At 70.7% G+C, this 25104-nt stretch carries 29 protein-coding genes and 1 tRNA gene; 14 read left to right on the top strand and 16 right to left on the bottom strand.

Going from position 1 to position 25104, the window contains the following annotated elements; translation table 11 throughout:
* From DPM19_RS11935 to DPM19_RS11920, 4 genes are all read left to right on the top strand, one after another.
* Entirely contained in the window at positions 1-486 is a 486-nt protein-coding gene (locus tag DPM19_RS11935) for a low molecular weight protein-tyrosine-phosphatase (RefSeq protein WP_111866196.1), read from the top strand.
* Positions 487-786: 300 nt separating this feature from the next.
* Complete coding sequence (locus tag DPM19_RS11930) at positions 787-1644, top strand: fructosamine kinase family protein (protein ID WP_111866193.1); 858 nt, start codon at positions 787-789, stop codon at positions 1642-1644.
* Between the two features lie 140 nt (positions 1645-1784).
* Positions 1785-2783, top strand: coding sequence for a hypothetical protein (locus tag DPM19_RS11925; RefSeq protein WP_111866191.1), 999 nt, complete (start codon positions 1785-1787; stop codon positions 2781-2783).
* 72 nt (positions 2784-2855) lie between these two features.
* Positions 2856-3674, top strand: a complete 819-nt coding sequence (locus DPM19_RS11920; RefSeq protein ID WP_233510047.1) for a PSP1 domain-containing protein — start codon at positions 2856-2858, stop codon at positions 3672-3674.
* A gap of 384 nt (positions 3675-4058) precedes the next feature.
* Here DPM19_RS11920 and DPM19_RS11915 read toward each other — a convergent pair whose 3' ends face one another.
* Positions 4059-4325, bottom strand: coding sequence for a hypothetical protein (locus DPM19_RS11915; protein ID WP_111866188.1), 267 nt, complete (start codon positions 4323-4325; stop codon positions 4059-4061).
* 17 nt (positions 4326-4342) lie between these two features.
* A complete protein-coding gene (locus tag DPM19_RS11910) occupies positions 4343-5116 on the bottom strand; it encodes a hypothetical protein (RefSeq protein WP_146778825.1) in 774 nt (257 codons plus the stop codon).
* A 127-nt stretch (positions 5117-5243) separates the two neighbouring features.
* On the opposite strand from DPM19_RS11910, the gene DPM19_RS11905 reads away from it, so the two are divergent.
* A complete protein-coding gene (locus DPM19_RS11905) occupies positions 5244-5732 on the top strand; it encodes a cupin domain-containing protein (protein WP_111866182.1) in 489 nt (162 codons plus the stop codon).
* A 4-nt stretch (positions 5733-5736) separates the two neighbouring features.
* On the opposite strand, the gene DPM19_RS11900 is transcribed toward DPM19_RS11905, so the two are convergent.
* Entirely contained in the window at positions 5737-6441 is a 705-nt protein-coding gene (locus DPM19_RS11900; protein WP_111866180.1) for a DUF427 domain-containing protein, read from the bottom strand.
* A gap of 178 nt (positions 6442-6619) precedes the next feature.
* Between DPM19_RS11900 and DPM19_RS11895 the strand changes: the two genes are divergently transcribed.
* Positions 6620-7867, top strand: coding sequence for a pectate lyase (locus DPM19_RS11895; protein ID WP_111866177.1), 1248 nt, complete (start codon positions 6620-6622; stop codon positions 7865-7867).
* On the opposite strand, the gene DPM19_RS11890 is transcribed toward DPM19_RS11895, so the two are convergent.
* Both DPM19_RS11890 and DPM19_RS11885 read right to left on the bottom strand, forming a co-directional pair.
* Positions 7868-8617 (bottom strand): hypothetical protein, encoded by a 750-nt coding sequence (locus DPM19_RS11890; protein WP_111866174.1) that lies wholly within the window; start codon positions 8615-8617, stop codon positions 7868-7870. It lies immediately after the preceding gene.
* Positions 8614-9168, bottom strand: coding sequence for a SigE family RNA polymerase sigma factor (locus tag DPM19_RS11885; protein ID WP_111866172.1), 555 nt, complete (start codon positions 9166-9168; stop codon positions 8614-8616). The genes DPM19_RS11890 and DPM19_RS11885 overlap by 4 nt, the downstream gene beginning before the upstream one ends.
* A gap of 407 nt (positions 9169-9575) precedes the next feature.
* Here DPM19_RS11885 and DPM19_RS11880 point away from each other — a divergent pair, with 407 nt between their 5' ends.
* The 3 genes from DPM19_RS11880 to DPM19_RS11870 all read left to right on the top strand — a co-directional run bounded on the left by DPM19_RS11880 (position 9576) and on the right by DPM19_RS11870 (position 12819).
* Entirely contained in the window at positions 9576-11027 is a 1452-nt protein-coding gene (locus tag DPM19_RS11880; RefSeq protein ID WP_199485003.1) for an alpha/beta hydrolase, read from the top strand.
* A gap of 57 nt (positions 11028-11084) precedes the next feature.
* A tRNA-Thr gene (locus tag DPM19_RS11875) sits at positions 11085-11160 on the top strand.
* 1038 nt (positions 11161-12198) lie between these two features.
* The gene (locus DPM19_RS11870) at positions 12199-12819 is read left to right on the top strand and encodes a beta/gamma crystallin domain-containing protein (protein WP_158566764.1); all 621 of its coding nucleotides are present in this window, start codon (positions 12199-12201) and stop codon (positions 12817-12819) included.
* Positions 12820-13044: 225 nt separating this feature from the next.
* On the opposite strand, the gene DPM19_RS11865 is transcribed toward DPM19_RS11870, so the two are convergent.
* The 4 genes from DPM19_RS11865 to DPM19_RS11850 form a co-directional block, all read right to left on the bottom strand.
* Positions 13045-14046: a pentapeptide repeat-containing protein gene (locus tag DPM19_RS11865; protein WP_111866164.1), complete on the bottom strand. Its 1002-nt coding sequence runs from the start codon at positions 14044-14046 to the stop codon at positions 13045-13047.
* Complete coding sequence (locus DPM19_RS36240) at positions 14040-14393, bottom strand: hypothetical protein (RefSeq protein WP_233510046.1); 354 nt, start codon at positions 14391-14393, stop codon at positions 14040-14042. Before DPM19_RS36240 ends, DPM19_RS11865 begins: the two co-directional genes overlap by 7 nt.
* A gap of 252 nt (positions 14394-14645) precedes the next feature.
* Positions 14646-14891 carry a hypothetical protein gene (locus DPM19_RS11855; RefSeq protein WP_146778823.1) on the bottom strand — a complete coding sequence of 82 codons (246 nt, stop codon included), beginning with the start codon at positions 14889-14891 and terminating at the stop codon, positions 14646-14648.
* A 35-nt stretch (positions 14892-14926) separates the two neighbouring features.
* Positions 14927-15178, bottom strand: a complete 252-nt coding sequence (locus DPM19_RS11850) for a hypothetical protein (RefSeq protein ID WP_146778822.1) — start codon at positions 15176-15178, stop codon at positions 14927-14929.
* A gap of 152 nt (positions 15179-15330) precedes the next feature.
* Between DPM19_RS11850 and DPM19_RS11845 the strand changes: the two genes are divergently transcribed.
* Both DPM19_RS11845 and DPM19_RS11840 read left to right on the top strand, forming a co-directional pair.
* The gene (locus DPM19_RS11845) at positions 15331-16059 is read left to right on the top strand and encodes a helix-turn-helix domain-containing protein (protein ID WP_199485000.1); all 729 of its coding nucleotides are present in this window, start codon (positions 15331-15333) and stop codon (positions 16057-16059) included.
* Positions 16059-16550: an NUDIX hydrolase gene (locus tag DPM19_RS11840; protein WP_111866156.1), complete on the top strand. Its 492-nt coding sequence runs from the start codon at positions 16059-16061 to the stop codon at positions 16548-16550. Before DPM19_RS11845 ends, DPM19_RS11840 begins: the two co-directional genes overlap by 1 nt.
* A 184-nt stretch (positions 16551-16734) precedes the next feature.
* Here the strand turns inward: DPM19_RS11840 and DPM19_RS34815 are convergent, their stop codons facing one another.
* Positions 16735-17235: a hypothetical protein gene (locus DPM19_RS34815; protein WP_146778821.1), complete on the bottom strand. Its 501-nt coding sequence runs from the start codon at positions 17233-17235 to the stop codon at positions 16735-16737.
* Between DPM19_RS34815 and DPM19_RS37065 the strand changes: the two genes are divergently transcribed.
* The gene (locus tag DPM19_RS37065) at positions 17166-17702 is read left to right on the top strand and encodes an SAM-dependent methyltransferase (protein ID WP_111866150.1); all 537 of its coding nucleotides are present in this window, start codon (positions 17166-17168) and stop codon (positions 17700-17702) included. The genes DPM19_RS34815 and DPM19_RS37065 overlap by 70 nt on opposite strands.
* Here the strand turns inward: DPM19_RS37065 and DPM19_RS11825 are convergent.
* The 4 genes from DPM19_RS11825 to DPM19_RS11815 form a co-directional block, all read right to left on the bottom strand.
* Entirely contained in the window at positions 17659-18210 is a 552-nt protein-coding gene (locus tag DPM19_RS11825) for a dihydrofolate reductase family protein (protein ID WP_158566763.1), read from the bottom strand. The two genes, DPM19_RS37065 and DPM19_RS11825, sit on opposite strands and share 44 nt — an antisense overlap.
* A 109-nt stretch (positions 18211-18319) precedes the next feature.
* Positions 18320-18496 (bottom strand): hypothetical protein, encoded by a 177-nt coding sequence (locus tag DPM19_RS35205; protein WP_158566762.1) that lies wholly within the window; start codon positions 18494-18496, stop codon positions 18320-18322.
* Between the two features lie 158 nt (positions 18497-18654).
* On the bottom strand, positions 18655-19347 hold the full coding sequence (locus DPM19_RS11820; protein WP_158566761.1) for a GNAT family N-acetyltransferase: 693 nt from the start codon (positions 19345-19347) through the stop codon (positions 18655-18657).
* A gap of 121 nt (positions 19348-19468) precedes the next feature.
* A complete protein-coding gene (locus tag DPM19_RS11815; RefSeq protein ID WP_158566760.1) occupies positions 19469-20278 on the bottom strand; it encodes a GntR family transcriptional regulator in 810 nt (269 codons plus the stop codon).
* Positions 20279-20606: 328 nt separating this feature from the next.
* Here DPM19_RS11815 and DPM19_RS11810 point away from each other — a divergent pair, with 328 nt between their 5' ends.
* Both DPM19_RS11810 and DPM19_RS11805 read left to right on the top strand, forming a co-directional pair.
* Positions 20607-20834 carry a hypothetical protein gene (locus tag DPM19_RS11810; protein WP_111866139.1) on the top strand — a complete coding sequence of 76 codons (228 nt, stop codon included), beginning with the start codon at positions 20607-20609 and terminating at the stop codon, positions 20832-20834.
* A gap of 298 nt (positions 20835-21132) precedes the next feature.
* Positions 21133-21504 (top strand): DUF6292 family protein, encoded by a 372-nt coding sequence (locus DPM19_RS11805; RefSeq protein WP_146778820.1) that lies wholly within the window; start codon positions 21133-21135, stop codon positions 21502-21504.
* Positions 21505-21746: 242 nt separating this feature from the next.
* Here DPM19_RS11805 and DPM19_RS11800 read toward each other — a convergent pair whose 3' ends face one another.
* Positions 21747-24335: a VIT domain-containing protein gene (locus DPM19_RS11800; protein ID WP_199484998.1), complete on the bottom strand. Its 2589-nt coding sequence runs from the start codon at positions 24333-24335 to the stop codon at positions 21747-21749.
* Positions 24332-24919, bottom strand: coding sequence for a MerR family transcriptional regulator (locus tag DPM19_RS11795; RefSeq protein WP_111866134.1), 588 nt, complete (start codon positions 24917-24919; stop codon positions 24332-24334). Before DPM19_RS11795 ends, DPM19_RS11800 begins: the two co-directional genes overlap by 4 nt.
* Between the last annotated feature and the right edge of the window lie 185 nt (positions 24920-25104).

The raw sequence follows: 25104 nt of genomic DNA, 5'->3' as shown, positions 1-25104 counted from the left end.
ATGCCGTACCGCATCACGTTCGTCTGCACCGGCAACATCTGCCGGTCGCCCATGGCCGAGTGGGTGCTGCGCCACCACATCGAGGAGGCGGGGCTGGACGCCGAGGTCGACAGCTCCGGCACCGAGGGGTGGCATGTGGGCGCCGACGCCGACCGGCGCACCGTGCGGGCACTGCGGGAGGGCGGTTACCGGTCGGCGCACGCCGCCCGCCAGTTCGACCCGTCCTGGTTCGCGCACTACGACCTGATCCTCGCGCTGGACGGCGGGCACCTGCGCGAACTGCGCCGGCTGGCCCCCGACGCGGCGGCCCGGCACCGGGTCCGGCTGCTGCGCGAGTTCGACCCGGCCGCGGGCGACGACCTCGACGTACCCGACCCCTACTACGGCGACGAGACCGACTTCACCACCGTCCTGGCGATGATCGAGGCCGCCGTCCCCGCCCTGCTCGCCGAGATCCGCACCGGTTCCACCGCCCGGCGGGGGTGACGCCGGCCCGGATCCGGGCGGGAGCGGCGCCCGCGTCGTCTGGACTGAGGAGTGGTGAAGATCGTGAGGTACGAGCGATCTTCACCGCGACGAGGGAAGACGGCGCGCCGAGGGCGCCGTGACCAGCGAGCGAAGCGAGCCAGGCCGGCAGGGAGCGGCGCCCGCGTCGTCTGGACTGAGGAGTGGTGAAGATCGTGAGGTACGAGCGATCTTCACCGCGACGAGGGAAGACGGCGCGCCGAAGGCGCCGCGACAAGCGAGCGAAGCGAGCCAAGCAAACAGAGCGGGGGTGACACCGGTATGGACGACCGGGCGCGGCTCGCCGACCTGGTGGGAGCGCGGGTGCGCGACTGGGCTGGCCTGGGGCGCAGGCATGCCTGGCGGCTTTACCGGGCGGGGCTGGATGACGGCCGGGAGGTTTTCGTCAAGGCCACCGCCGAGCGGTCCGCGGTGTTCGCGGCCGAGGCGGCCGGTCTGCGCTGGCTGGCCGCGCCTTTCCCGGACGGGGCGCCGGTGGCCGAGGTGGTCGCGGTGGACGAGCGGATGCTGGTGCTGCCCTGGCTGCCGCCGCAGCGTCCGGACGCCGCGGCGGCCGAGCGGTTCGGCCGGGACCTGGCCGTGCTGCACACCGCGGGGGCGCCGGGCCACGGGGCGCCCTGGCCGGGCTTCATCGCCGAGCTGCCGATGGACAACACTCCCGGCTCGCGGGAGTGGCCGCGTTGGTACGCCGAGCGGCGGCTGGCCCCTTACCTGGAGCGGGCCGCCGGGGTGCTGGGCGCCGCGGGCGTGCGGCTGGTCGAGCGGGTGATCGAGTGCGTCGAGGATCTGGCCGGCCCGCCGGAGCCGCCCAGCCGGGTGCATGGGGATCTGTGGTCGGGCAACGTCGTGTGGTCGGGTGGGCGTGGTGTGCTCGTCGATCCGGCGGCCTACGGCGGGCACCGGGAGACCGATCTGGCGATGCTGGAACTGTTCGGCGCCCCGTACCTTGATCGCATCCTGGCGGCGTACCGGGAGGTGGCGCCGCTGTCACCCGGCCATCGCGGGCGGGTGCCCTTGTATCAGCTGTATCCGCTGCTCGTCCATGTCGTCCTGTTCGGCGGCGGTTACCGGGAGGACACCGTGCGGGCGGCTCGGGCGGCCCTGGCCCCGCAGGATTGACCGGCATATCAGGATATGCCGACCGGGCGCGCTGGTTCGGGGAAAGAAGTTGATCATCTGGTGGCCGATCTCGGCCACCCACTAGGGTGAGCCTTCGCGCATCTCGATGGTGAGACGGAGAGGTTGGCTCGGCGCCCGCTATGAACGGTACGGACACGGACGGTCGCTCGATCTGGAAGCCGATGCGGCGGGGCAGCGGCCCGCTGGCTGCGGCGGTGATCGTCGCGCTGGGCGTCGCGGCCTCCATCGACTTCGTCAACGGGCGGCGCGACGACGGGCCGAAACAGGGGGCGGCCAAGCGGACCACCCTGTCGGCCCGCGAGGCCCGGCCCCCGTCCCTGGTGGCGGCCGTGCGCCGGGACGGGACCGCGGTCGTCGTCCGAGACCTGCGGACCGGCGCCGACGCGGGCGTGACGGTCGCCGCACCGGCCGGTGCCCGCTTCCACCAGATCGCCCGGGAACCCGGCGGCGGCTACCTCGTCTCCGCCTACGCCGCCGGTGAGGTGACCTTCCACCGGCTCCGCCTGGACTCCGCCGGCCGGCCGCGCGACCTGACCGCACTGCCCCGGGTCCGGCTGCGCGGGGAGTCGAGCGCCGCGTCCGACATGGCGGTGGCGGGCGACGGCCGGATCGCGTACGTGACGTACTCCCGGGGACGTCCCCGGATCGAGGTCCTCCCCGTCGGGAACGGCGTCCCGCGGACCTGGACCACCCCGGCGACCGGCCGGATCGGCGGCCTGTCCTGGTCCGGCGACACGCTGTCCTACGTGTGGCGGCAGCGCTCGGTACGGACCCTCGACACCGCGTCCCGCGAGGACGACCTGCGCACCGGCGAGGCCGTCCTCACGCTGCCCACCGGCGCCACTGAGGCGCTGTTCGGCCGGAACGCCCAGACGTTCGTCACGGCCGTGGGGAGCCAGACGGGGCTGTCGGTGGAGGAGTACACGGCGGCCACCGGTCAGCGGGCCGGGACGCGCTGGCAGCAGCGCCTGGACGTGCGGGCCCGGATCGACCGCCTGGCCCGCGACCGCACCGGCACGCACCTGCTGGTGGGAACGGCGGACGGGCGGCTGTTCGCGGGCCTCCCGGGCGGCACCCGCGAACTGGCGGCCCCGGACCTCGGCGACCTCGCCTGGTAAATCCGGACATGCTTCACTCTCCCGGACGACGTAGGTTGAACGTTACGTAGCCGGCGGACGGGAGCGGGACGCATGGGCATGATGATGGCCGTCAGCTTCACCCGGTACGGGCGGCTCTACTACCTCGACCCCGGGCCGCACACCCCCCAGGTGGGCGACCGGGTGCTGGTGCCGACCGACGCGGGCCCGGAAGTGGCCGAATGCGTCTGGGCGCCGCAATGGGTCTCGGAGGACATCGGCGGGCTGCCGGTCTGCGCGGGCCTCGCCGGCGAGGAACACCTCGCCCGGGACGAGGCCAACCGCCGCCACCGGGCCGAGGGGCGGAGCACCGCCAAACGCCTGATCCGCAAGCACGAACTGCCGATGAAGGTGATCGGCATCGACTACCTCGACGCCGACAACGTCTACAAGGTGTACTTCTCGGCGCCGCACCGGGTCGACTTCCGCGCCCTGGTCCGCGACCTCGCCCGCGCTATGAAGGCCCGGGTCGAACTGCGGCAGGTCGGCCCGCGCGACGAGGCCCGGCTCCAGGGCGGGATCGGCCCATGCGGGCGCGACCTGTGCTGCGCCACCTTCCTCAAGGACTTCGAGCCGGTCTCAGTGCGGATGGCCAAGGAACAAGACCTGCCGGTCAACCCGCTGCGCATCGCCGGCGCGTGCGGCCGGCTGATGTGCTGCCTGAAGTACGAGCACCCGCTGTACCAGGAGTTCAAGGAACGTGCCCCCCGGCTGGGCTCGACCGTGGACACCCCCGAAGGCCAGGGCGTGGTGGTCGGCTACAACGTCCCGGGCGACCAGGTGAACGTCAAGGTCGCCGGGCGCCGCTGCGCCTGCCCGTCAGCCTCGGTCTGCGCCCCGCGCCGCGCCCACGACGAGACCTACGGCCCGTGAGCTGTGTTTGCTTGGCGCTCGTTCCTCGCGCTTGTCGCGGCGCCTTCGGCGCGCCGTCTTCCCTCGTCGCGGTGAAGATCGCTCGTACCTCACGATCTTCACCGCTCCTCAGTCCAGACGGCGCGGGCGCCGCTCCCTGCCGGCCTGGCTCGCTTCGCTCGCTGGTCACGGCGCCCTTGGTGCGCCGTCTTCCCTCGTCGTGGTGAAGATCGCTCGTTCCTCACGATCTTCACCGCTCCTCAGTCCAGACGGCGCGGGCGCCGCTCCCGCGGGTCACTGGTACGGGAGCACCTCCCGGCCGAGGCCGACAGAGCCCGTTAGGACTCAGGTCGGTCAGTTGCTGGGTCAGGCCCCGGCGGGAGGTGCTCACCTGGATCGTCTCTGTCAGTCGCCGTCGTCGCCGCCGTCGTCGCCACCATCGTCGTCGCCGTCGTCATCGCCGTCGCCCTCGACGGCGCAGCCCGCGGTGATGGCGATGGTGCCGCCGAGTGCGGCGACGGTCGCCACGGCGGGGACGGAGGCAGGGATCAGTGCCGTTGCGACGGCGAGCGCGCTCTTGACCAGGTTGAGCAACATCTTGACCAGCAAGACGACCTCCCAGTAGCCGATGATCGGTACCCACCCTAGATTCGGCGGGGGGAAGGCGGACATGCCCGTCCGGTGAATTTTCAACCCGCGGTGCCGAGGAGGAACGCGTCCACGTCCTCGATGGGCCGGTCCGGGGTGGCGCGGCGGAGGTCGCCGCGGAAGGAGCGCAGTTCCAGCCAGGCGTCCGGGCCGGCGTCGGCGGGCATGTCCAGCACCCGGTCGAGGCGTTGCCGGGACACGGCCTTGAACGTTCGCTGGTGGCACTCGCCGATCTCGTAGCGCAGGTCGATCACCGGGTGCGGGGCGCGGTCCCAGTCGCTGTAGGGCAGCGGCGCGGTGCCGCGCAGCCGTGCGTCGACGAACGCCTCGGTGTCGGCGTCGCCGATCTCGCAGTCGAAGACGGGGAAGGCCTTGGCGACGCTGTTCTCGATCTCCGGGTAGGCCCGGTGCGTCCCGCCGAGGGACGGCGAGCAGAACAGGGCGTGGCCGAACCGCCCGACCGGCCGGGGCAGCGGCTCCTTGTGGTGGGAGAGCCCGTCGAACGCCAGGTCCCGGTGCTCGCCGAGGAACTCCAGGAAGGCTGTCACGGTCAGCAGGTCGAACGAGGAGTCGCGGACCGAGAACCACACGGCCGAACGCCCCTCGTCGCGCAGCACCAGGTACTCCCGGAACGAGCGGGGGTGGCCGGGGGCCTGCTGCCTGTGCCAGATGCCGTCGAACCCGCGGACCGGCGCGTAGCCGCCGGGCACCACGTCCAGTACCTTCGGCCCGCCGCCGGCGCTCACGTCGTTCTCGGATCGGTCGAGCCGTTGCTGCATGTACTTCGTCTTCCCGTTCGCATCCGACGCTTCCACGATAGGTGGACGGTGGTCTCCGCTTCACCCATATGAGCGGCAAAGTGACGGAATTTGTCACAGTGCACCGGCCAACCGGAAGATTTTCGGCGATGCGCCGGGGGAGATGCTGGGTAGAGAAGGGGACATGTCCTTGATCCCTGTCGATGACACCGTCGTCATCCGGGCCGCCGACGCGGAGATCCTCGGCGGGTCGCCCCACACCCTGCGGCTGCTCGCCGACGGCGGAGCCACCGCGGGCGCGCTCAGCGCGCTGCGGGTGACCCTGGAGGACGGCGCGGACGGTGCGGTGCCGCACCACCACACCGGCGCCACCGAACTGCTCTACGTGCTCGGCGGGACCGCCCACCTGCTGTCCGGCGACGACGTGCTGACCGCCCGCGAGGGGGATCTGGTGATCGTCCCGCCGTACACGCCGCACGCCATCGCCGCCGCGTTCGGCCACGACGCCGACCTGCTGGTCGTCAGCACCCCCGGCACCGCCGGCCTCGGCTACTTCCGCCTGCTCGACCGGCTGCGCGACGGCCTGGCCACCATCGAGGAACTGATCGACTCGCAGGAACGCTTCGACACGCACTTCCTCGACAGCCCCATCTGGCGGGTCGCCCGGGCCTGAGGTCCTACTGCCGCACGCCGTCCACGAAGACGGTGACCTTCTCGTCGTAGAAGCAGACCAGCCCGGCGACCTGCTGGCTCTCGGCCAGCGGCGCCCGGTACGACCAGGCCAGGTCGGGGTGCGTCCGGCCTTCGACGTTGATCGACCAGTACTCGGCCTGCCCCTTGTAGGGGCACCGGGTGACCGTGTCGGACGGTTCCAGCAGGTCCATCCGGACGTGCGTCTTCGGCAGGTAGTACCGCACCGGCAGCCCCGTCTCGAACAGCAGCCGGGGGTGGTGCGACTCGGCGACCGTCACCCCGTCGACCTCGATCCGGACGTGCCGCGAACTGCTCAGCACGTCCACCCGGACGTACGGGGAGCGCGGGTGGACGAAGACCTCCTCGTCCTCCTCGAACCACGCGTCCATCGCGTTCCAGTCGAGCCGGACCAGGTCGCGTAGTTCCTCGACCGGCGAGTCGGAGTAGCGCAGCGCGGCGGCCCGCGACCCGCCCGCCGAGATCGTGAAGCCGTGGCCGTCGCCCAGGCCGGGCGTGCTGGTGACGGTGCCGTCGGGTACCAGCCCCTGGACGTCGTCCACCGGGAAGTAGTAGGCCGGGTAGTACGGGTGCTCCCAGACCAGCATCGGCCGGGTGCTGTCGGCCACCGCCTGGCCGCCCAGGTAGGCCCGGACCCGCTTAGCGCTCGGTTCGATCCGCGGTTTCTCCATGGAGGCGACAACCCCGCTCGCGGGCGAGCGATTCCGGTCACCTATGCCCAAAGCGGGCGGGTTGATGCTGAGCGGCGGCACAGCAACGCGAGGTCCCGGCCCAGGCGACTAACGGGCAGCGGAACGCGGAGGCCCGACCGGTCTCCGTCCCCCCTCGTTCCGCGGGAAAGGAACTCCGATGCGCAGGAGCCTGATCGCCGTCGCGGCGCTCGGCGCGACCGTGCTGGGCGGTGGCGGCCTCGCCGCGTCCGCCGGCGCCGCCGCGGCCCCCGAGGGCACGTACACGCTCGTCAACGCGGGCAGCGGTCTCTGCCTGGACGTGCTGTCCTACAGCCAGGAGGAGAACGCCCAGCTCATCCAGTGGAACTGCCACGGCGACGTGAACCAGCAGTTCCGGGTGTCCGGCTCCGGGACCGGGCAGACGCTGACCGCCGTGCACAGCGGCAAGGTGGCCGGGGTGCGGGCCAAGTCCCTGTCCGGCAACGTCCAGATCCAGCAGCAGACCCCCACCGGGGAGGCGCACCAGCGGTGGGAGTTGCGCTCGCTGGGCGGTTCCGACTACCACCTCGTCAACAACCGCAGCGGCAAGTGCGCCACGATCCAGGGCAACTCCACCGCGCCGGCGGCGATCGTCCAGCAGAACACCTGTGACGGGTCCCGGGCCAAGGTCTGGACGCTCCGGCCGGTCTCCGGCGGCCCGCCGCCCACCGAGCCGCCGCCGACCAACCCGCCGCCCGGCTCCTGGCCCGCGCCGCGCGGCCAGCAGGCGGTCGGCGCCACGATCGCCGTCTCCGGCAGCTACGACGGGGGACTGCGGCGCTTCTACGGCACCGGAGACCTCGGCGACGGCGGCCAGAACGAGGGCCAGGACCCGATCTTCCGGCTCGCCGACGGCGCGGTGCTGCGGAACGTGATCCTCGGCGCGCCCGCCGCCGACGGCATCCACTGCGCCGGCTCCTGCACCCTCCAGAACGTCTGGTGGGAGGACGTCGGCGAGGACGCGGCGACCTTCCGGAGCTCGTCCTCCTCGGCGACGTTCCTGGTCGACGGCGGCGGCGCCCGGAAGGCCGGAGACAAGGTCTTCCAGCACAACGGCGCCGGCACCCTGACCGTCCGCAACTTCCAGGCGCAGGACTTCGGCAAGCTCTACCGCTCGTGCGGCAACTGCTCGACCCAGTACCGGCGCAACCTCGTCCTGCAGAACATCACGGTGACCGCGCCGGGCAAGGCGCTGGCCGGCGTCAACACCAACTACGGCGACACGGCCCGCTTCTCCGGCATCACGATCGTCGGGGACTCCAGCCGGAAGATCGTCATCTGCGAGCGCTACACCGGCAACAGCAGCGGTGACGAACCGGTCAAGACGGGCACCGGCGCGGACGGCAGGCACTGCCTGTACGGCACGTCCGACATCACCTACCGGTGATCAGAAGCGGCCCCGCACGGTCGTCGCGGGGCCGCTGCCCGACCGGGCGACCACCGAGAAGCTCGCCGCCCGGCGCCCGTCGCGGTCACGGCCGCGGTCCTGCAGGTAGTGGGCCGTGAACGTGTGGGTGCCGGGCTGGAGCGTGCGTCCCCGCTCCAGCACGAACCGGTAGATCAGCTCGCCGCGGGACTCCCGGACGTCCACGTCGAAGTCCTGCTGCGGCGCGGACGTCCACGCGCCGGCCGCCCGGGACCCCGACACCCTGATCGTCACGGTCAGCGCGGTGACCGGGCGCCGCGCCGTCACGACGACGTTGCATTGGCTTCCCCAGAATCGGCCGCCGTGCGCGCCGCCGGTGCCGCGCACGGTGATCAGGGGGCCGCTCGGCGGCCGGGGGGCGCGGCGCTTGGCGGTCGGCGAGGCCTTGGGCCGCAGCACCTCGTGGGCGGGCGTGCTCGACGGGTCGGGCGACGGGGTGCCCGTGGGGGAGCCCGGTGTGACGGAGTTCGCCCCGGCGATCGGCTGCGCCGGCCGCTCGCCCATCCGCGGGCCGACCAGGTTCCAGCCGGTGAGCGCGAGGGCCGCGAGCACGGCGGCGGCGATCAGCGGCGCACCCCAGCGCCGGATCTCCGCGCTCCGGGCCGAGTCGGCCATGGCGGCCTCGACCCGTCCCCACATCCGGTCCCGGTCGGGGGCGTGGCGCTCGGCTTCCGCGCGCAGCCGGTCCGGGATCGGGTCGTCGTCGGTCACCCTTCGCCCTCCAGCAGTGCCGCCGCGGAGAGCACCTCCGCGGGCCGGAGCATCTTCTCCAGCTCGGCCACGCCACGCGAGGTCTGACTCTTCACGGTGCCGACGGAGATGCCCAGGGTACGGGCGGTCTCCTGCTCGGAGAGGTCGAAGGCGAGCCGGAGCACCACACAGGCGCGCTTGCGCTCGGGCAACTGGCGCAACGCTGCGCGCACGTCGACCACGGCCGGAATGTCGGGACCCGGGGCGTGTTCCTGGACGGTACCGCCCAGCGCGACCAGCCGCCGGCGTTCCCGGACCAGTGACCGGATCCGGCTGTTGCAGAGATTGATCACCATCCGGCGGACGTACGCGACGGGCTGCTCGGTCCCGCGGACGTGCTCCCACCGGTGCCAGGCGGCGACGAAGGCGTCGGCCGCGAGGTCGTCGGCGGTGTCCGGGTCTCCGATCAGCACGTACGCCAGCCGGGCCAGACCGCGATGGTGCTGCTCGAAGAACCGGTGGAACTCGGACTCGTCGTCATCGCACAAGGTCGTCGACCGCTCACGCGCCATCGTTCACAACGCCTCTCGCAGTTGTGAAATATCCCCGGTGGGCCGATTGCCGAGATTAGCAGCAGACTCCCGAAATTTTCTTTGGGAAGGCGGCAACCTTTCGCCCCGCCCGGACGACTAGGGGACGGAGCGTGCGCCCCTTGCCGCGTTCCCGGCCGCCCGACGTCCTTCCCCCGGGACCGGGCCGCCCGGCCGCCCGTCCTTACCCCGGGGACGGGCGGCCCCTCTCTTTTCTCCTGGCCGGGCATGTCCGGACAGGTCATCAGTTGTCGACCGGGCACGGAATCCGCCCCGGCGAGGCGGGGAGTGACACGCCCGCACGTGCGGTAAGGATGGCGTGTATCCAGCAGGGAGGGCGGGGCGAAGTGAGGGCATTGCGAGCGGCTGCCGTGGTAACGGCGCTGATCATGGTCGCCAGCTGTACGGACTCGGCACAGGCCCCCGGACAGAAGTCGATCCCGCCCGGCCTCGGCGCGTTCTACAACCAGCAGGTCGCCTGGGCCGGCTGCGGCGACGGCTTCGAGTGCGCCCACGTCGAGGTGCCGCTCGACTACGCCGCCCCCTCGAAGAGCCGGCTGAAGCTGGCCGTCATCCGGATGCGCGCCCGGGGCTCCGACCGGATCGGCTCGCTGCTGATCAACCCCGGCGGCCCCGGCGGCTCCGGGGTCGACTGGGTCCGGGGCGCCGCCCAGGGCTTCAACGACCGGCTGCGGGAGCGGTTCGACATCGTCGGCTTCGACCCGCGCGGCGTCGGGAAGAGCAACCCCGTCCACTGCCTGGACGGCGAGCAACTCGACACCTTCTTCGCCACCGACGCCACCCCCGACTCGCAGGACGAGATCGACGACCTCGCCGACGTCGGCCGCGGCTTCGCCGACGGCTGCAAGGAACGCTCCGGCTCGGTCCTCCCGCACGTCGGCACCCAGGACGCCGCCCGCGACATGGACGTGCTGCGCGCGGCACTGGGCGACGAGAAGCTCACCTACATGGGCCTGTCCTACGGGACGTACCTCGGGGCCTACTACGCCGAACGGTTCCCCCGGCAGGTCCGCGCCCTGGTGCTGGACGGCGCGGTCGACCCGACCCTGTCGGCCACCGACGTCCTGCAACACCAGGCCAAGGGATTCGAGGAGGCCCTGCGCTCCTTCGCTGCCGACTGCGTCACACAGTCCGGCTGCCCGCTGGGCCGCACTGTCGACGGCGCCCTGAACCGGATCGCCGCGCTGCAGAAGCGCGCCGACGGGAAGCCGCTGCGCAACACCTCCGGCGACGGCCGCAAGGTCCAGGAGAGCCTGGTCACCTCCGGCATCGCCCAGGCCCTCTACACCAAGCAGCTCTGGCCTGCGCTGCGCGCCGCCCTGGCGACGGCCCTGACGGGCGACGGCACCGCCCTGCTCAGGCTCGCCGACCAGATGGTCGAGCGCCGCCCCGACGGCTCCTACGGGAACCTGATGGAGGCCAACATGGCCATCAACTGCGTGGACAAGCCCCACCCCGCCGACGTGCCCGCCTTCAAGAAGGAGGTCGCCAAGGCCGAGAAGGCGTCCTCCCGCTTCGGCGCCTTCGTCGTGTGGGGCGGCCTGCCCTGCGTCCACTGGCCCGTCAAGCCGGCCGCCGAACCCGCACCGCCCACCGCCGCCGGCGCGCCACCCATCGTCGTCATCGGCACCACCCGCGACCCCGCCACCCCCTACGCCTGGTCGCGGGCTCTGGCCGGCCAGCTCACCTCCGGCCGCCTGGTCACCCTGGACGGCGACGGCCACACCGCCTACTTCCAGGCCAACGCCTGCATCACCCAGGCCGTCGACGCCTACCTGGTGAACGGCACCCCACCGGCCGACGGGACCACCTGCCGCTGAGAAAACGGGTGCACGCCCACCCACCCGGACCTTGTAGACTCTTCCGAGCACCGACCGGCCGCCTTAGCTCAGTCGGCAGAGCGATTCACTCGTAATGAATAGGTCATCGGTTCGATTCCGATAGGCGGCTCCAGGTCAAAGGCCCCTTCCGATCCCCGGAAGGGGCCTTTTGCTAACACTCCTGCTCATCGAGCAGCAGTCCACGCAAGCCCCGACAAGTCCTGGACCGTCTCGCCCACGACGAACACGGCACCGTTCAGTGGTACGCCCTGAGAAACCCCCGGATGCCTGAAACGGGACTGCGCCAGCTCGCAGCACAGGAGAGCCGAGAATTCGGCTCCAGAAACTTCATCCACCGCGAGTACATCGCCCACCACCCCAACGCCTCAGACTCCCTGCGCACCGAGCTGATCGACCAAGGGACCTGCCGCAACCCCATTAACTGCACCACTGCGCAGGCGAACCTAGGCCAGACCGCCACCCCTGGATGAGAACGTCGTATGCCACAATCAGGCAGATGATCACTTCACGAAAGGCCGATGCCGCGTAGACGGCCGGCGGATGTCCGGGCCGGCGGTGCCCGCTGCACGTCCCACGATCCAGCTCTTCATCGTGTTCATGGAGTCCCGGCACGGGTTTTGATCGCCCTTGTGGTGGTCGAACACCGCAGGCTGCCTCCCGGTACCGTCCGCCGAGCGCTACGCGACTGGGAGCAACTGGCCAGATCGGGACTCGCCAAGCCGGCTGACCACTGCGGAGAGCGGGCCTGCTGCGGGGACTACCCCCGCGAACTGCTGGAGGAAGCGATCACATGCCTTCCTCCTTTGGCCAAAAGGCACCTACGCCGTCTCGTCCGGCGTATCGATCGGATCTACCTCGCCCGTACATGGCCAGACCCTGACTCCGCAGACGAGCTGCCAGGCTGAGCCACCAGATCCTCAGCGCCACGAGATTGCGAACGCCAGTGCTGACAACGGCCGAGGCGGTCGGCCAGGCCTGCATGAGTGCATGGTTTACCCCTATCGACTGCGGAAAGTAGTTAATTAGCTACATAGCGTATCGATATTGCCGGCTCGGCGCGGATGCCGCCGGCCGGCTCCGCTCATCGGTTGCGGTGCTCCGGCACGGGCTCCGGGGTGAGCCCTGCCGGGCGCTCATGAAAGGACGGCTCATGGACCAGACGCAGGTGTGCTTCTACGAGGGCACGAACTACACCGGTAAGGAGCACCACTACAAGGAGGGTGACGAGGTCGTCTTCCAGTACCCGGAGGACCTCAACGACAAGTTCAAGTCGGTCAAGGTCGGCTCCCTGGTGAAGGTGCTGGCCTGGCAGCACAGCGACGGGGGCGGCAAGCACGAGGTCTGGGAGGCCGACAACGCCGACATCGGCTCCATCGACGGCCTGTCGAAGTTCAGGATCATCGCGCACGCCACGCAGGCCGTCGCGGTGCGGTTCGAGGACAACGCCGACAACGGGCACCAGCACTGCCTGTACGTGCAGGCCGCGGGCGTTTCCGACGGCAAGGTCAAGTCCTGCGCCGGCGACCCGGCCTTCAAACTGATCGGGATCATGCCTGCCGGCGGGCCGCCCGTGACGACCGCCATCTTCGTCCGCGACGAGACCACCGGCCAGTACCTGGACCCCAACGGGGCCCTGCACCTGCGGTGGAACGACGAGACCAAGCAGGTCGACGTCGCTGACAGCACCAACTTCCCCGGCCACCTCAAGTGGACCCGGGCGGAGGGCAACCGGTTCGTCATCTCCCTGGAGAAGATCCCGGCCCCTGCCTGACCTGGTCCCGGAGGGCCCCGCCGGATGCGTCCGGCGGGGCCCTCCGGTGAGCCCGGCCCACGGGCCTTCGCCGAGCCGGCCAGGGCCGCGTACCCGGCGGCGTCGTAGACCCCGCCGCAGATCAGCAGCAGGACGGGGGCGGAGCCGCGGACTTCGTAGTACAGGTTCGCGCCGGGCGGTCGATCCTTCGGATTTCAGATGTCGTGGAGCCTCGAAGGAGGGCGGTCAGTCGGTGGGGGCGGGCGTGCGGGGGTGGCCGGAGGTGATCACCCATACCTCCGGTTCGACTTCCTGGGAGCGGGCGTGCATGCACCCGGCCTGCTCGTCCGGCCAGCGGGTGGTGGGGGACCAGCAGGCCGCCGCCAGGCGTGTTCCGGCCAGCTTGGCGCCGGTGAGGTCCGCGCCGCTGAGGTCGGTGTCGACCAGGGTCGCGCCGGTGAGGTTCACGCCGGTGAGGTCCGCGCCGATCAGGGTGGCGCGGGTCAGGTCGGCGTCGGTCAGGTCCGCTCCGGTCAGGTCCGCGCGGGCCAGGTTCGCGCCGATCAGGGTCGTACCGGCCAGGATCGTGCGGTTCAGGGTCGCGTCGGAGAGGTCGGCGTGGCACAGGTTCGCGCCGAAGGGGGCCGCGCCGGACAGGTCGGCGCCGCCTAGGGTCGCCTCGGCCAGGTCGGCGCCGAGCAGGAGGGCGCGGTGCAGCGTCGCCTCGGTCAGGTCGGCGCGGCGCAGGTCCGCGCGGGTCAGGTTCGTCCCGGTCAGGTTCGCGCGGTACAGGTCGGCGCGGGTGAGGTCCGCGTCGGGAAGGGACGTCTCGGTCAGGTTCGCGCCGATCAGGGCACTGCGGGCCAGGTTCGCACCGCTGAGGTTCGCTCTGGTCAGGTCGGCGCGGCTCAGGTTCGCCCGGGCGAGGTCCGCGCCGGGGAGGGATGTCTCGCCCAGGACGGCGTCGGCCAGGGTGCTGCGGGTCAGGTCGGCGCGGGTGAGGTCCGCGCGGTGCAGGTCTGTCCCGGATAAGTCGACACCGGACAGGCACACCTCGGGGCCGACGGCGAGCCGGGAGCGGACGGGCGGGGCTGCACCCGGCGGCCGGCCCCCGGTGGCCGCGGCGTGGGCACCGGCGGCGATCAGGGCGTCGGCCCACCAGGTCGAGACGGTCAGCCGCAGCCACGGCCGGGCCGGGCGGCTCGCCGTGATCAGCCGGGCGAGCCTGCTGTCGGGGACCATCAACATGGGCGGTCTCCTCCCGCGCGGCCCGATCGGGTTCCCTGCCGGGCGGTGGGGGGACTGTCGCGTTCGCTGACCTCGACTCCGGACAGCAGGCCCCGCATCGCCGCGGGAGCCCCCACCCCGATCACGAACGCGGGCCACGCCCCGCTCATCGACGCATGCATCGCCGCGGCGGCCAGCGCGCCCAGCGCCAGCCCGCTCGCGAACACCAGTAACCGCGGGCCGACCAGCCCGGGGTGGCCTCGCCACGGCCGGGCGAACCCGGCCGTGGCGATCGCCATCATCAACGACATCAGCCCGGCCGCCATCCCGCCGGCCAGTTCCCAACCCGCTGCCTGCCACCACGCCATGCATCGAAATTAACCCCGCGTTCCCGTCTGGCAACGTCCCTTCCTGGCAACCCAGTAGTAACCGGACGTGACAATATCGGTGTTATTTGTGACGAAACCACCGATAAGCAGCGCCGAAGCGGCAAGGCAGGACGCTGTCCGGCAATGATCGTTGAGGATCCGAGGGGTAATAGCACCTCGGATCCTCAACGATCATGGCGGCAAGTGGCCGAGGGCCACAGGCCCTTGCCGGGCAGCGAGGTGCGCTCGCGTTCACCGAACGGGCGGCCGGCGAGGAGGGGACCCCACCCGGCCATGGAGCAGGGCGGCGAGTTCGGCTGGGATACGCGCCTTGTACAGCCGTCCCGGGCCGCGCTGGTGATCGACCGTCGCCCACCAGCGCCCGGTGGCCCGTCCGTACCAGATCACGGCGCTCGGGAACCGTGCCCGCAACTCGCGCTGCGCCGCCCGGATCCCCGCCAGCCTTCCCGGGTCCTCCCGGCCCGTCCCGGCGGGCACGGACGGACTCGGGGCCGCGAAACCGCTGAGCCACATCACAGCCACCGCACCCCGGCTTCCGTCACCTCGGCCGTCGCGACCGGACGCCCGTACTCGTACTGCGGTTTCGCGGGATGCAGCCCGATCCGGTGCACGGAGCCGGTCGTGCCGGCAGGAGCTGCTTGGAGGGCGTCTCCGAGACGCTGCTCGGCGCGGCCCTGGTCGTCGGTGACGCCCGTGGCGCCGAGACCATCGTTGCCGCGGACCTCCCAGGACCACATCCTTGGCGGAGGGGCAGATACAGACATGGCGGACCCTTCTCGCCGACCCTTGAACATCGCTGGCGATGACAGATTGCAGTGGGTGAATAACCCACCGCGATGACACGAGAAGACATCTAGGAACATCTATCTGTCTGTCATCTGTCGGGAGCTGTCAGTTGGTGGAAGCATCTCCAGGCATGAACGAACGTCTCAGGCGGGCGATGCTCCGCCGCGGCCTCGACCTGGAGGGGCTGGCCGAGGCCGCTGAGGTCAGTGGAAAGAGCGTCGAGCGGTGGATCCGCGGGGACGTCGTCCCCTATCCCAGAACCCGCTATCGGGTCGCCACGCTCCTTCAGGAGGACGAGTCGTACCTGTGGCCCGGTGCGGTCGACAAGGCTTCGCTGACCGGGGCCGAACTGGTGTCAGCCTGGCCGAGGCGAACGGACGTCCCCAAGCACCTGTGGACCGACCTGCTTCGGCAAGCCCAGCGGAGCGTCGACTATCTCGCGTTCGCCGGACTTTTCCTCACCGAGGAGCACCCTGAATGGCTTCCGCTACTGCGCGAGCGGGCGGAGGCCGGAGCCCGGGTACGGCTGCTCGTCGGTGATCCGGACGGTGCCCAACTCGCCGCCCGGGACACGGAGAAGGAGATCGGCGGGGGCGTCGCCGGCCGGGTCGCCGCGGTGCTGTCGTACTACCGGCCGCTTGCCGGGGCGATACAGATCCGCCTGCACGACACCCCGCTGTACAACTCCATCTACCGGTTCGACGACGAGATGCTCGTCAACGCCCACGTGTACGGGATCCTCGCCGCCTACACCCCGGTCATGCGCCTGCGACGGGTGGACGGCGCATACTTCAACACCTACCTCGAAAGCTTCGAACGGGTCTGGGCTTCGGCCCGCCCCCTGGACGGAGCCGGGTGATGGGCAAGAAGGGCCGGCGCATCGACCACTGGCGGGATCCGGACGCTCCGCCGCCGACCACCCGGAAACCTTCGGCGTCGGTACTGGTCCGTGATGAGAACGGCCAGGTGCTGTTGCTGCGGCGGACCGACAACGGACTGTGGACGATTCCCACGGGCGGGCTCAAGAAGGGCGAGACGATCAGGCAGTGCGCTGTACGGGAGTGCAAGGAGGAGACCGGAGTCGACATTGAGATCACCGGCTTGGTCGGGGTGTTCACCACTCCGGACCATGTGATCGAGTACCGCAAGGGCGGGAAGGTGACCGAGGTCCGCCAACCGGTGAACATCTGTTTGCACGCCCGCCCGGTCGGTGGGGAGACGACCACTACCGACGAGGCATCGGCGGTTCGGTGGGTATCGCCAGACGATCTCTCCCGATACGACATTCACCCGGCACTGCGCCGGCGCATCGACCACGGGTTGACCGGCTCCGAGCCGTACGTCGATTGACCGTTCCGGGACGGGTTCCGCTCCTGGATCGGCCGGGCCGCCAGGTCGTCATGCATGGCCGGTGGGCGGTGCGCCGGCTGCCATGGTTTCCCTGATGTCCACCCGGCCAGGGTAGGTCGCGGGGGCTGCGCGTTCCCAGGCTTCGCCCGATACCGGGGCGCGGCCGGCCGGTGCTCGCGCCGTGTCAGGGACGGCCGGTGCGCGGGGGCAGGCCGTGGCGGTGGCGCCAGCCGTCGGGGTCGGGGAAGGTGCGCAGCCACTGCGCCGTGTGGGTGAGGGCCTCGTCCAGCGCGGCCAGCGTGGCGGCCGGGGCGGCGGTGGTCCATTCGGCGGTGCGCACCCGGTGGTAGCCGTGGTCGGGGTGCTCCAGCGGGCACCAGCACTGCACGTTCAACGCCAGGATCACCGTCCAGCCGGGGGGCTCCGGCGGGTTCCCATGGGCCACCAGTTCCAGGCCGATCTCCAGGGAGTCGCGGGCGTGCTCGCCGCCGGGGCGTTCGCATTCCACGGTGCGGACGAGTTCGGTGCTGAGGACGCCGGTCGCCCAGGTCCACCGGCCGCCCTTCCAACGGTCGGCGAACGCGAGGAACCGGGTGCGGACGTCGGCGCGTCCCCATGCGGGACCCAGCGTCGCGGCGAGGGGCAGCGAGGCCGCCCGGGCCGGGGGGTCACCGGGGTGTTCCATGCCCCGATGCTGGCACGGCGGGCCCGCCGGGACGATGCCCACGGCCGACAGGTCCTCCGCTCCCGGCGGACACACGCGCCCGCCGTGGGATTCGGTACGCCGAGCCACCAGGAAACGGCCGTTCGCCGATTCCGCGGGCCGCAGGGGAAACGGGTCGCCGACCGGCGCATGGCGGCACTGCGGGACCGGCTCCCCCGAGGTCCCTGGCGGCGGTCTCGCACGCCGGTTCCACCGGCGCCGACCCGGCCGCGGTCGGGCAGCTCCCGGCGGTCTACTCCCGGTCGCCCGCTTCCGGGCGGTTCCGTACCGAGGAGGAGATCCGCGGGCTGGATCCGGTGGAACCCGGGGCCGTGCCGGTGCAGCGGTGGCGACCTGACGGCACCGGGCGGCCCGCCGGTATTCCGGGGTCGGGCGGGTGCCGGGCTAACCGGCGGGACGGTAGGACAGCAGGACGTTCCCTGATTTGAAGGCCCTGGCCTCCAGCAGCTCCAGCGAGGTGGGCCCGGCCTCGTTCCGGAACGCGGACTGACCGGCGCCGAGGGCGAGCGGGCTGACCATGATCCGCAGCTCGTCCACCAGGCCCGCTTCGAGGAGGCTCACCGTCAGGGCGGAGCTGCCGAGGATCATGATGTCGCCGCCGGGCTCCCCCTTGAGCCGGGCGAGTTCCCCGGTGTCCCGGACCAGGCGGGTGCCGGACCAGCCGGCCGTGCCGAGCGTCCGGGAGACCACGATTTTAGGGGTGGAGTTCATCCGGCCCGCGACCTCGGGATCGCGTTCCGTCGCCTCCGGAGTCGGCCAGTACGCGGCCATCATCTCGTAGGTGACCCGTCCGAACAGCAGGGTGTCGGCCTCGTCCAGCTGTTCCGCCGCGAACTCGCCGAACTCCGCGTCGACGGTGTGCCAGCCGGTCGTCCCGGCCGTGTCCGCGTGGTAGCCGTCCACGGTCACCATCATGAAGGCGAGGATCTTCCGCATCGGAGCTCCGTTCGGGAGGGGTCGTCCCCCGGGCATTGCGGCAGAGCCTGGCGGTCGCCTCGGGGACGGCGTTCGTGGTCGGGCCGTTCCCGGGCATTGTGGCGGAGCCCTACGACAGTCCGCGCCGGTCGGAGTGCCGGGGGTTGTAGTCACGCCGGGAGCTGTAGCGGACCAGCAGCACGCCGACGAAGATGAGCGCCGCGCTCAACGCCACCAGCAACAGGTGAGCGGTGGTCAACTCGGCGGCGGCCCGGCTGCCGCCCTCCGCGAGCGATCCGTAGCGCATCGATGCTCCCCTGCGTCCGAGACGGGCGTCGTCCCGCCGATCATCACCCTCGGTGGGCAATGGACGCCCCAAGGCGACCCCGGGGCGAGGTCAAGGAGCCGTCGGGCGGCGAAGAGGCGGGCTCACAGCGGGGCAGGGGGCGCCTGGGTGATGCGGGATTAGACCGCCGGCGCGGTCGCGGGAGAGCGCGTACCGGAAAAACCACCTGTGGTACCGGGGCTTGGTATATTTTCGTCGGCCAGTTCGAACTGTGCGTGATATTTATTTCTCGCTGCTCGGCGAGGCGCGATCTTCCGTTCGAAGACCGCTCCGGAGGGCCATTCCTCCTTGGTGGCGCGAATATCGACACGCTTTTTGCGAACAATGTCGGTCATTTTGCGTCGGGCCGGACGGAAGCCGAGTCTCCGGTAGTAGGCATGCAAAGCCTCGTTGTCCTGCCACACATCGATGCGGACGATGTCTGCCCCGTATGCTCGGCTGCCATAGTCGGCGGCCCAGTCGAGCAGGGACGCTCCCAGCCCCCTTCCGGCGTAATCCTGATTGATCACCAGTCGGTGCAGGTAGACAGCGCGTTCTTCCAGCTCACCGGGGCGGTTCCAGAGGATCGGGTTGCCCTGATCGGTGATCGATACCGTGGCGACGGGCGTCTCGCCGTCGAACGCAAGCCAGGTAAAACCGGTGCCAAGGCCGTCCAGGATGCGCTGTTCTCGGCCTCTTTCGTCCGGCCACGGCCGGGCCCACTGGTCGGTGTCCTTGGCTGCCAACCACTGGGCCGCGCTGTCGATAAGGCCGATGATGACGCAGAGGTCCTCATCCTTGGCGCAACGTAGAGAAAAAGGCACGATGGTCACTGCTCCGTGGAGTGCGGAATGCCCCTTGACCGCATTGTCTAGGTAAGGGCGGTGCCCACGTCGAATGGGACCGTAGACCTTGGGATGGTAGACCATGGCGGGGCCGGGAAGTCCGCCGCCCCTACTTGTCCGTAAAATGCTCGCTGTTCCGGATATGCGGGGCCGTGGGGACGTCTCCTACCTCGATGTAAAGATGGTTGCGGTCTGCCGGGTAAACGGTATTAGTAAGTCGAATGGGCTTTTTGTCGCGGTCGTAGGCGATGCGGTCCGTCACGATGACGACGCTGCCGCTATCCGGCAGGTTGAAGAAGTTGGCCTCGGCTTGGGTGGGCACTCGGGCGGTGATCTTGTCTCGATAGCCCACCTGCTCGATGTCAAGGGTCGTGCGGAGATAGCTGATGACCCCTTCCTCGATGTCCTCGGCATCGATCAGCCGATCGGCGCCCTGGCCCACGAAGGTCATCGGGTAGAAGCTCGTCTGCAGAGACCAGGGGCGGCCGTCGATGCGGCGTTCCTGATGGCGGCTGACCACTCTGCCGCCAGGGGCCATGTCGAGCGCTTCCGCGACCTCCGGAGAGGCACGCTGGATTTCCACTCTGGGACTGTCGGATTTGGCCTCCCGCCCCTGCAGTTGTGCCTCAAACCGGTACATGTCGCCCTCGCCGCCGCCCGGGCTGCCAGGGCTGACCGCGGACAAGGTGAGCGCGAAAGGCTCGACCTCCTTGAGTACGAACGTTCCCCGTCCGGGAGATGTCGCTACCTTGCCCCGGCCGATGAGTAGCTTGACCGCGTCTCGGATGGTGTTGCGAGACGCGCTGTACTCGTTCATCAGCTCGACCTCGGTGGGGAGTTGTGCCCCCTCCGGGAACTCGCCACTGTCGATCCGGCGGGTGAGCTCCTCGGCGATCTGCCGGAAGCGCGATGGAGCCATCGCCGTCTCCTCTCGTGCGCGGCCATGTCGTACGTACCACACATCCGGCCCTGACATCAGTTCTGTGCAACCGGGTCTAGGGAAAGAACCGGCACTTGTCGTGTTTATCAGTCTAAGGGTGGGTATGTATGGGACATCGAAACGTTGGTATGAATCGGATGATCCAAAGGCCGGTAAGGCCGCCGGACTGGATGAGGCGAAGTTCCAGACAGTGGGGATGGTGCTAGCCAAAGGGGCAGGTCAAGTAGCCAAGATGCCTGATCGCGCCACCGTGCCAGTCGTGTAAGAGACCAGCGGCCGTTCGCCGGCCGGACGCCAAGGAGTCCCGATGGGCTCTCTGCTCGCCCTCACCGTCATCTCATTCGCCGTCCTCGTCTTCCTGCTCTTCCTGGTGTTCCTCGCGCAGTTCGTGCTCGCTAGTCATGGTGACAAGTTCCACCGGTCGGCCGGCACGCTGTCCCGGAACCTCGCCCGTCGCGCCGTCCACCTCTACGTGCGCAGCCCAAGGCCGGTGCTGGAGGAGCCCGACCAGGAGGCCGACGGGCGGCTCGCCTAACCCACCTGGACGGGGGCTGTGAGATCACCGGCCACGGCCGACCGTGGCCGGTGATCTCACACATCGCCGGGAACACCTGTGAGAGGTGAATTCCCATTCGCCACTGCAGCCTCACCGATCACAGGGCGAGAGGAGGAATGCCTGGTAGGCGCATGAACAACAAGATAAATGTGTCACTCGACGCATTTTAAAAATGGACGAGGTTGACCCTTTCGATGCATAATGCTTTCGCTGCCTGCAGAAAGGGGAAGTAGTCGTGCGCCACAGCAGCCGCCTACAACCGCATCCAGACCCTTGGGTGAACCTCCCTCGGCCCTATGTCGCAGCGCTGGTGGAAGCCCTGCTCGGCCACGGCTTCGAGGTTCCGGCCGGGTGGATGGACCCGAGCGGCCCCCGTGACGCCACCATCCTGTACCGCCGTCCCGGCCAACCCCTCCAGGCGGTGGTGTGGGATGAGGAGAGCGGGGCGCGCACCGGCATCTTCGTCGCCGGTCGCCAGGGAGAACGCACCAGGCTGGGGAACCCGTCCCACCTTGGCGGCGGGTTGCTGCCCGCCCCCATGGAGACAGCCAAGCGACTTGTTCTCGGAGTGCGGGAACCACAGGTCAAGTACCGCTCACATGCCGACTTCCGCGACGGTGCGGATGATCGGATCAGGATCTTCAACTGAACTCGACCCGCCGGAGCGCAACAGCGCTGTTAATGACAGTGACCGACTGAGCTGAATTGCCATATCAGGCTCCGCATAAGCCGGTCGCCCACAGACCGAACGGGACGGGTTGCTGCGGCATGGTCGTGCTTGCCGCCGGCCGAGGGCGCCGTGACCGCTGGAGGACCGGGCCCGGGCACCACCGGCCAACACGGGTTGCGTCCAGCCAGGGCTACTTCTTCTGGTTGTGCTACCTCTCCTGGTCAGGGGCGGCGCTTCCAGAAGGGCTGCAAAGCGGGGGGCTGCTCTGGCGAGGGGTTCGTGAAGTCGGTGAGGACCCGGGTGGTACGGCTCCACAGGGCGGGGAGGTCGGTGGCCCAGCGGGCGTTGTCGTCGGCGACCGCCAGTTCCGCTGCGAGGGCGGTGAGGGGGGCGTATCGCTCGGCGGGCACGCCCGCGCCGGCCAGTTCGGTGACCATTGCGGTGAGGCGGGTGCGCAGGTCGGACAGTTCACGCCAGCGTTCGCCGACGCTCGCTGACGTGGACTCGGCCAGCCGGTCGAGTTCGTCGCGCAGCCGTCGGTGGATCTCGGCGAGTGCGCGCTCCTGGGGTGAGGGCCCGGCGGGGACGCCTCCGGACTGCGGAGGCGGCGCGGTGCCGCCGAGCGCGGGTGCCTGCTCCGCGGCACGGCGGCTCCGGGAGCCCCCGCCGCCGGGGCGGGAACGAGGCGGTGGGCCGCCGGGAGCCGGGGGCGCCATAGGGGGCGGCGCCATGGCGGGCGGGGGGCCGGCCGGAGCGGGCATGGCGGGGGTAGGCGGCATTCCACCCGGAGCGGGCATGGGAGGAATGGGCGGTATTCCGGCGGGGACCGGGGGCGGGCCGCCGGACTGGCTCATGGGCATCGCCCCGCCGTAGGAGGCGGGAACGGCCATCGGCATGGCGCCGGCGCTCTCGGGCCCGGCCCAGCCGGAGGGGTACTCGACCGGCTGGATCACCTGGTGCGGGCCGGTTCCGTCGGTGACCACCCGGCTGTCGACCGCCACGAAGGCGGTGAACCGGCACAGCACGCCGAACCGCAGCGAGATGTCGACGATCTGCCGCTCCAGGTCGGGCCCGCCACCGATCGCGTACCGGTCTTCGAGTTCGCGCAGGTGCGCCCGGGCCCAGAGCCGCCCGGCGGAGGCCGAGCCGGGTGCGGGGTTCCCGGAACGGCACTCCCAGGGGGTGCCGTCGGCGGTGCGGCCGCGGACGGAGACCCGGGCGCCGCCGGTACCGCCCCGGTAGCGGCCGGAGATCACCAGGGGGACTCCGGGGAAGAGGGCGTTCAGCCGGTTCGGCTCCACGGTCTCGTCGAGCACCTGCATTCCGGACCAGTCGAGGGACAGGTCGGTGACCAGCGGCGCGCCGATTCGGTCGTGGATGTGCTCCATCGCCTGGTCGAGCCGGTCTTCGGACTCGACCAGCTCGAACCGGCCCCGGCCGATCGAGGCGAGCCGGCCGAGGAAGCCCGCGTTGACCGCCCGGTCGATGCCGACCGCATGGATACGGACGCCGCCCAGCGCGGGCTCGATGGCTGCCAGGATCTGGTCTTCGTTGCCGACCTGCCCGTCGGTGATGAGCACTAGCACCCGGTCGCGGCCGGGCGAGTCGCCGAGCAGCCCCACCGCCTGCTGGAGCGGCTCCAGCAGCACGGTGCCGCCACGGGCCGTCAGCGCGGCCAGGTGTTCCACCGCCCGGAACCGGTTGCGGTCGGTCGCCTCGACCAGGCCGCCGCCCAGCTCGCGAGGGCGCTCGACCACATGGTCGAAGGAGAACACCGCGAGCCGGTCGGCGGAGGTCAGGGTGTCGACGATCCGCGCGGCGGCGCGGCGGGCGGCGATCATCTTCCAGCCGCCCATGCTGCCGGAGCGGTCGAGCAGCAGCACCACGTCGCGCGGGCGCGGCGCGGCCGCCTCGGCCCCGGGCAGCACGGTGAGCGTGAAGGTGCCTTCGGTCGTGTTCCCGTCGGCACCGTCGCCGGCCGGGGATTCGTCCGGTAGCAGGGCCAGGGCCACGGTCTCCTCGGGTGCGCCGAAGTCGATCCGGAGGATGAAGTCACGGTCGAGCCGCTCGCCGGGCTGCAACCGCAGCGTCGTCCGGCCACCGCCGGAGTCGGCGGTCACCAGATGCAGGCTGGAGCGCGTTCCGGCCAGCGGCAGGCCCGCCGGGTCGATCTCGACCGACAGCGACAGCCGGACGGGGTTGGGGAAGCCGGGGAGCAGCACCGGCGGGCTGATGCGGGAGGCGTCGGGAACGGCGTCGGTGTCGGCGACGACGCCGTCGCCCGCCGCCCCGCCCGGCAGCGGGGTGCCGGGGACGTAGCGAGGGGCCACCACCAGCGGGAAGCGGAAGGTCGCCGAGCCGTCCTCGTAGGGCAGCGGCTGGTCGAGCCCGAGGCGCACGGTGACCCGCTCGCCGGGCAGGATGTTGCCCACCCGCATGGTGAAGACGTCGGGCCGGTCCTCCTCGGCGATGGCGGCCCGCTGCCCGGCCGCGATCGCGGCGGTGTACTCGGCGCGCGCCTCGCCACGCTCCTTGAGCGTGCCGTCGACGACCCGGTCGGCGGCCTCCAGGCGCAGTGCGGTGACGGCCGCCCGGTCGGGCAGCGGGAAGACGTAGGTGGCCTCCAGCGGCACGTCGAAGGGGTTGCGGAAGCCCTGCGTGACCTCGACTCCGGCGGCCAGGCCGGTGACGGTGGCGCGGACGTCGACGCTGTCGAGCGGCAGGTTGCCGCGCTCGGTGTGCAGCGCGCCGAACCCCGCGTCGGGCATCGGCGGCACGTCGTCGGTGATCGGGGCGATGGGGACGGTCACGGATGCCTCCCGGGCACGTCGTCGGCGGAGTGGGGGATCAGGCCGCGGTCGAGCAGCGCGTCGATCAGCGGCCGGGCCGCGGCCCCGATCGCGGCGAGGTCGGTGGGGGTGAGCGCGAGGCCGTCCAGTACCAGCGTCACCCCGGGGGCGAGCCGGAGGGCGGGCACCGTGACCGGTGCCGTCACCTCCGCCACGACGGCCGGGCGGAAGGCGATGTCGGCCGCCGGGCGGGCGGCCCAGAACCGGTCGTCGCGCTCTTCGGAACCGGGCCCGGGCAGCCCGGCGATCTCGCCGAGCGCGGTGTCGGGCGCGCCGGCCAGTTCGAGCTGGATCTCGGCGATGCTGCGGCCGGCGGCCTGCCGCCGTTTGATCGCCACCAGTTGCAGCAGGTGCCGCCGCCCGTAGAGGGCCACCCGGCCGCGCCGCCCCAGGGGTGGATCGACCAGCCCGATCGTGGTGTACCAGCGGATCAGCCGCTCATTCGGCAGGTCGCGCACCCGGCCGTTCACCTCGGCCGGCTCGTCGGCCAGTACCGCGCCGGCCCGCTCGGCCAGCTCGGTGATCGTCCAGGTCTCGCTCTCCACGCTGCCATGATGTCACTGTAATCGTTGCAGTGTCAATATGGATCTTTCCCTGAACCGCTCTCTCCGGCGAATTCGCCGGTCCGGCCGATGTGCGAGGAGAAATGATCAGATGGCTACGGAAAGTAAGATTCGCTGCTCTGAACAGAGGTGGAGCAAGTTAATCAAATGGTGAAAAAGGTGCGAAC

It is taken from the genome of Actinomadura craniellae (assembly GCF_003289645.1).
Taxonomy (GTDB): Bacteria; Actinomycetota; Actinomycetes; order Streptosporangiales; family Streptosporangiaceae; genus Actinomadura_D; species Actinomadura_D craniellae.
This window is presented reverse-complemented; position numbering and strand designations above follow the sequence as displayed.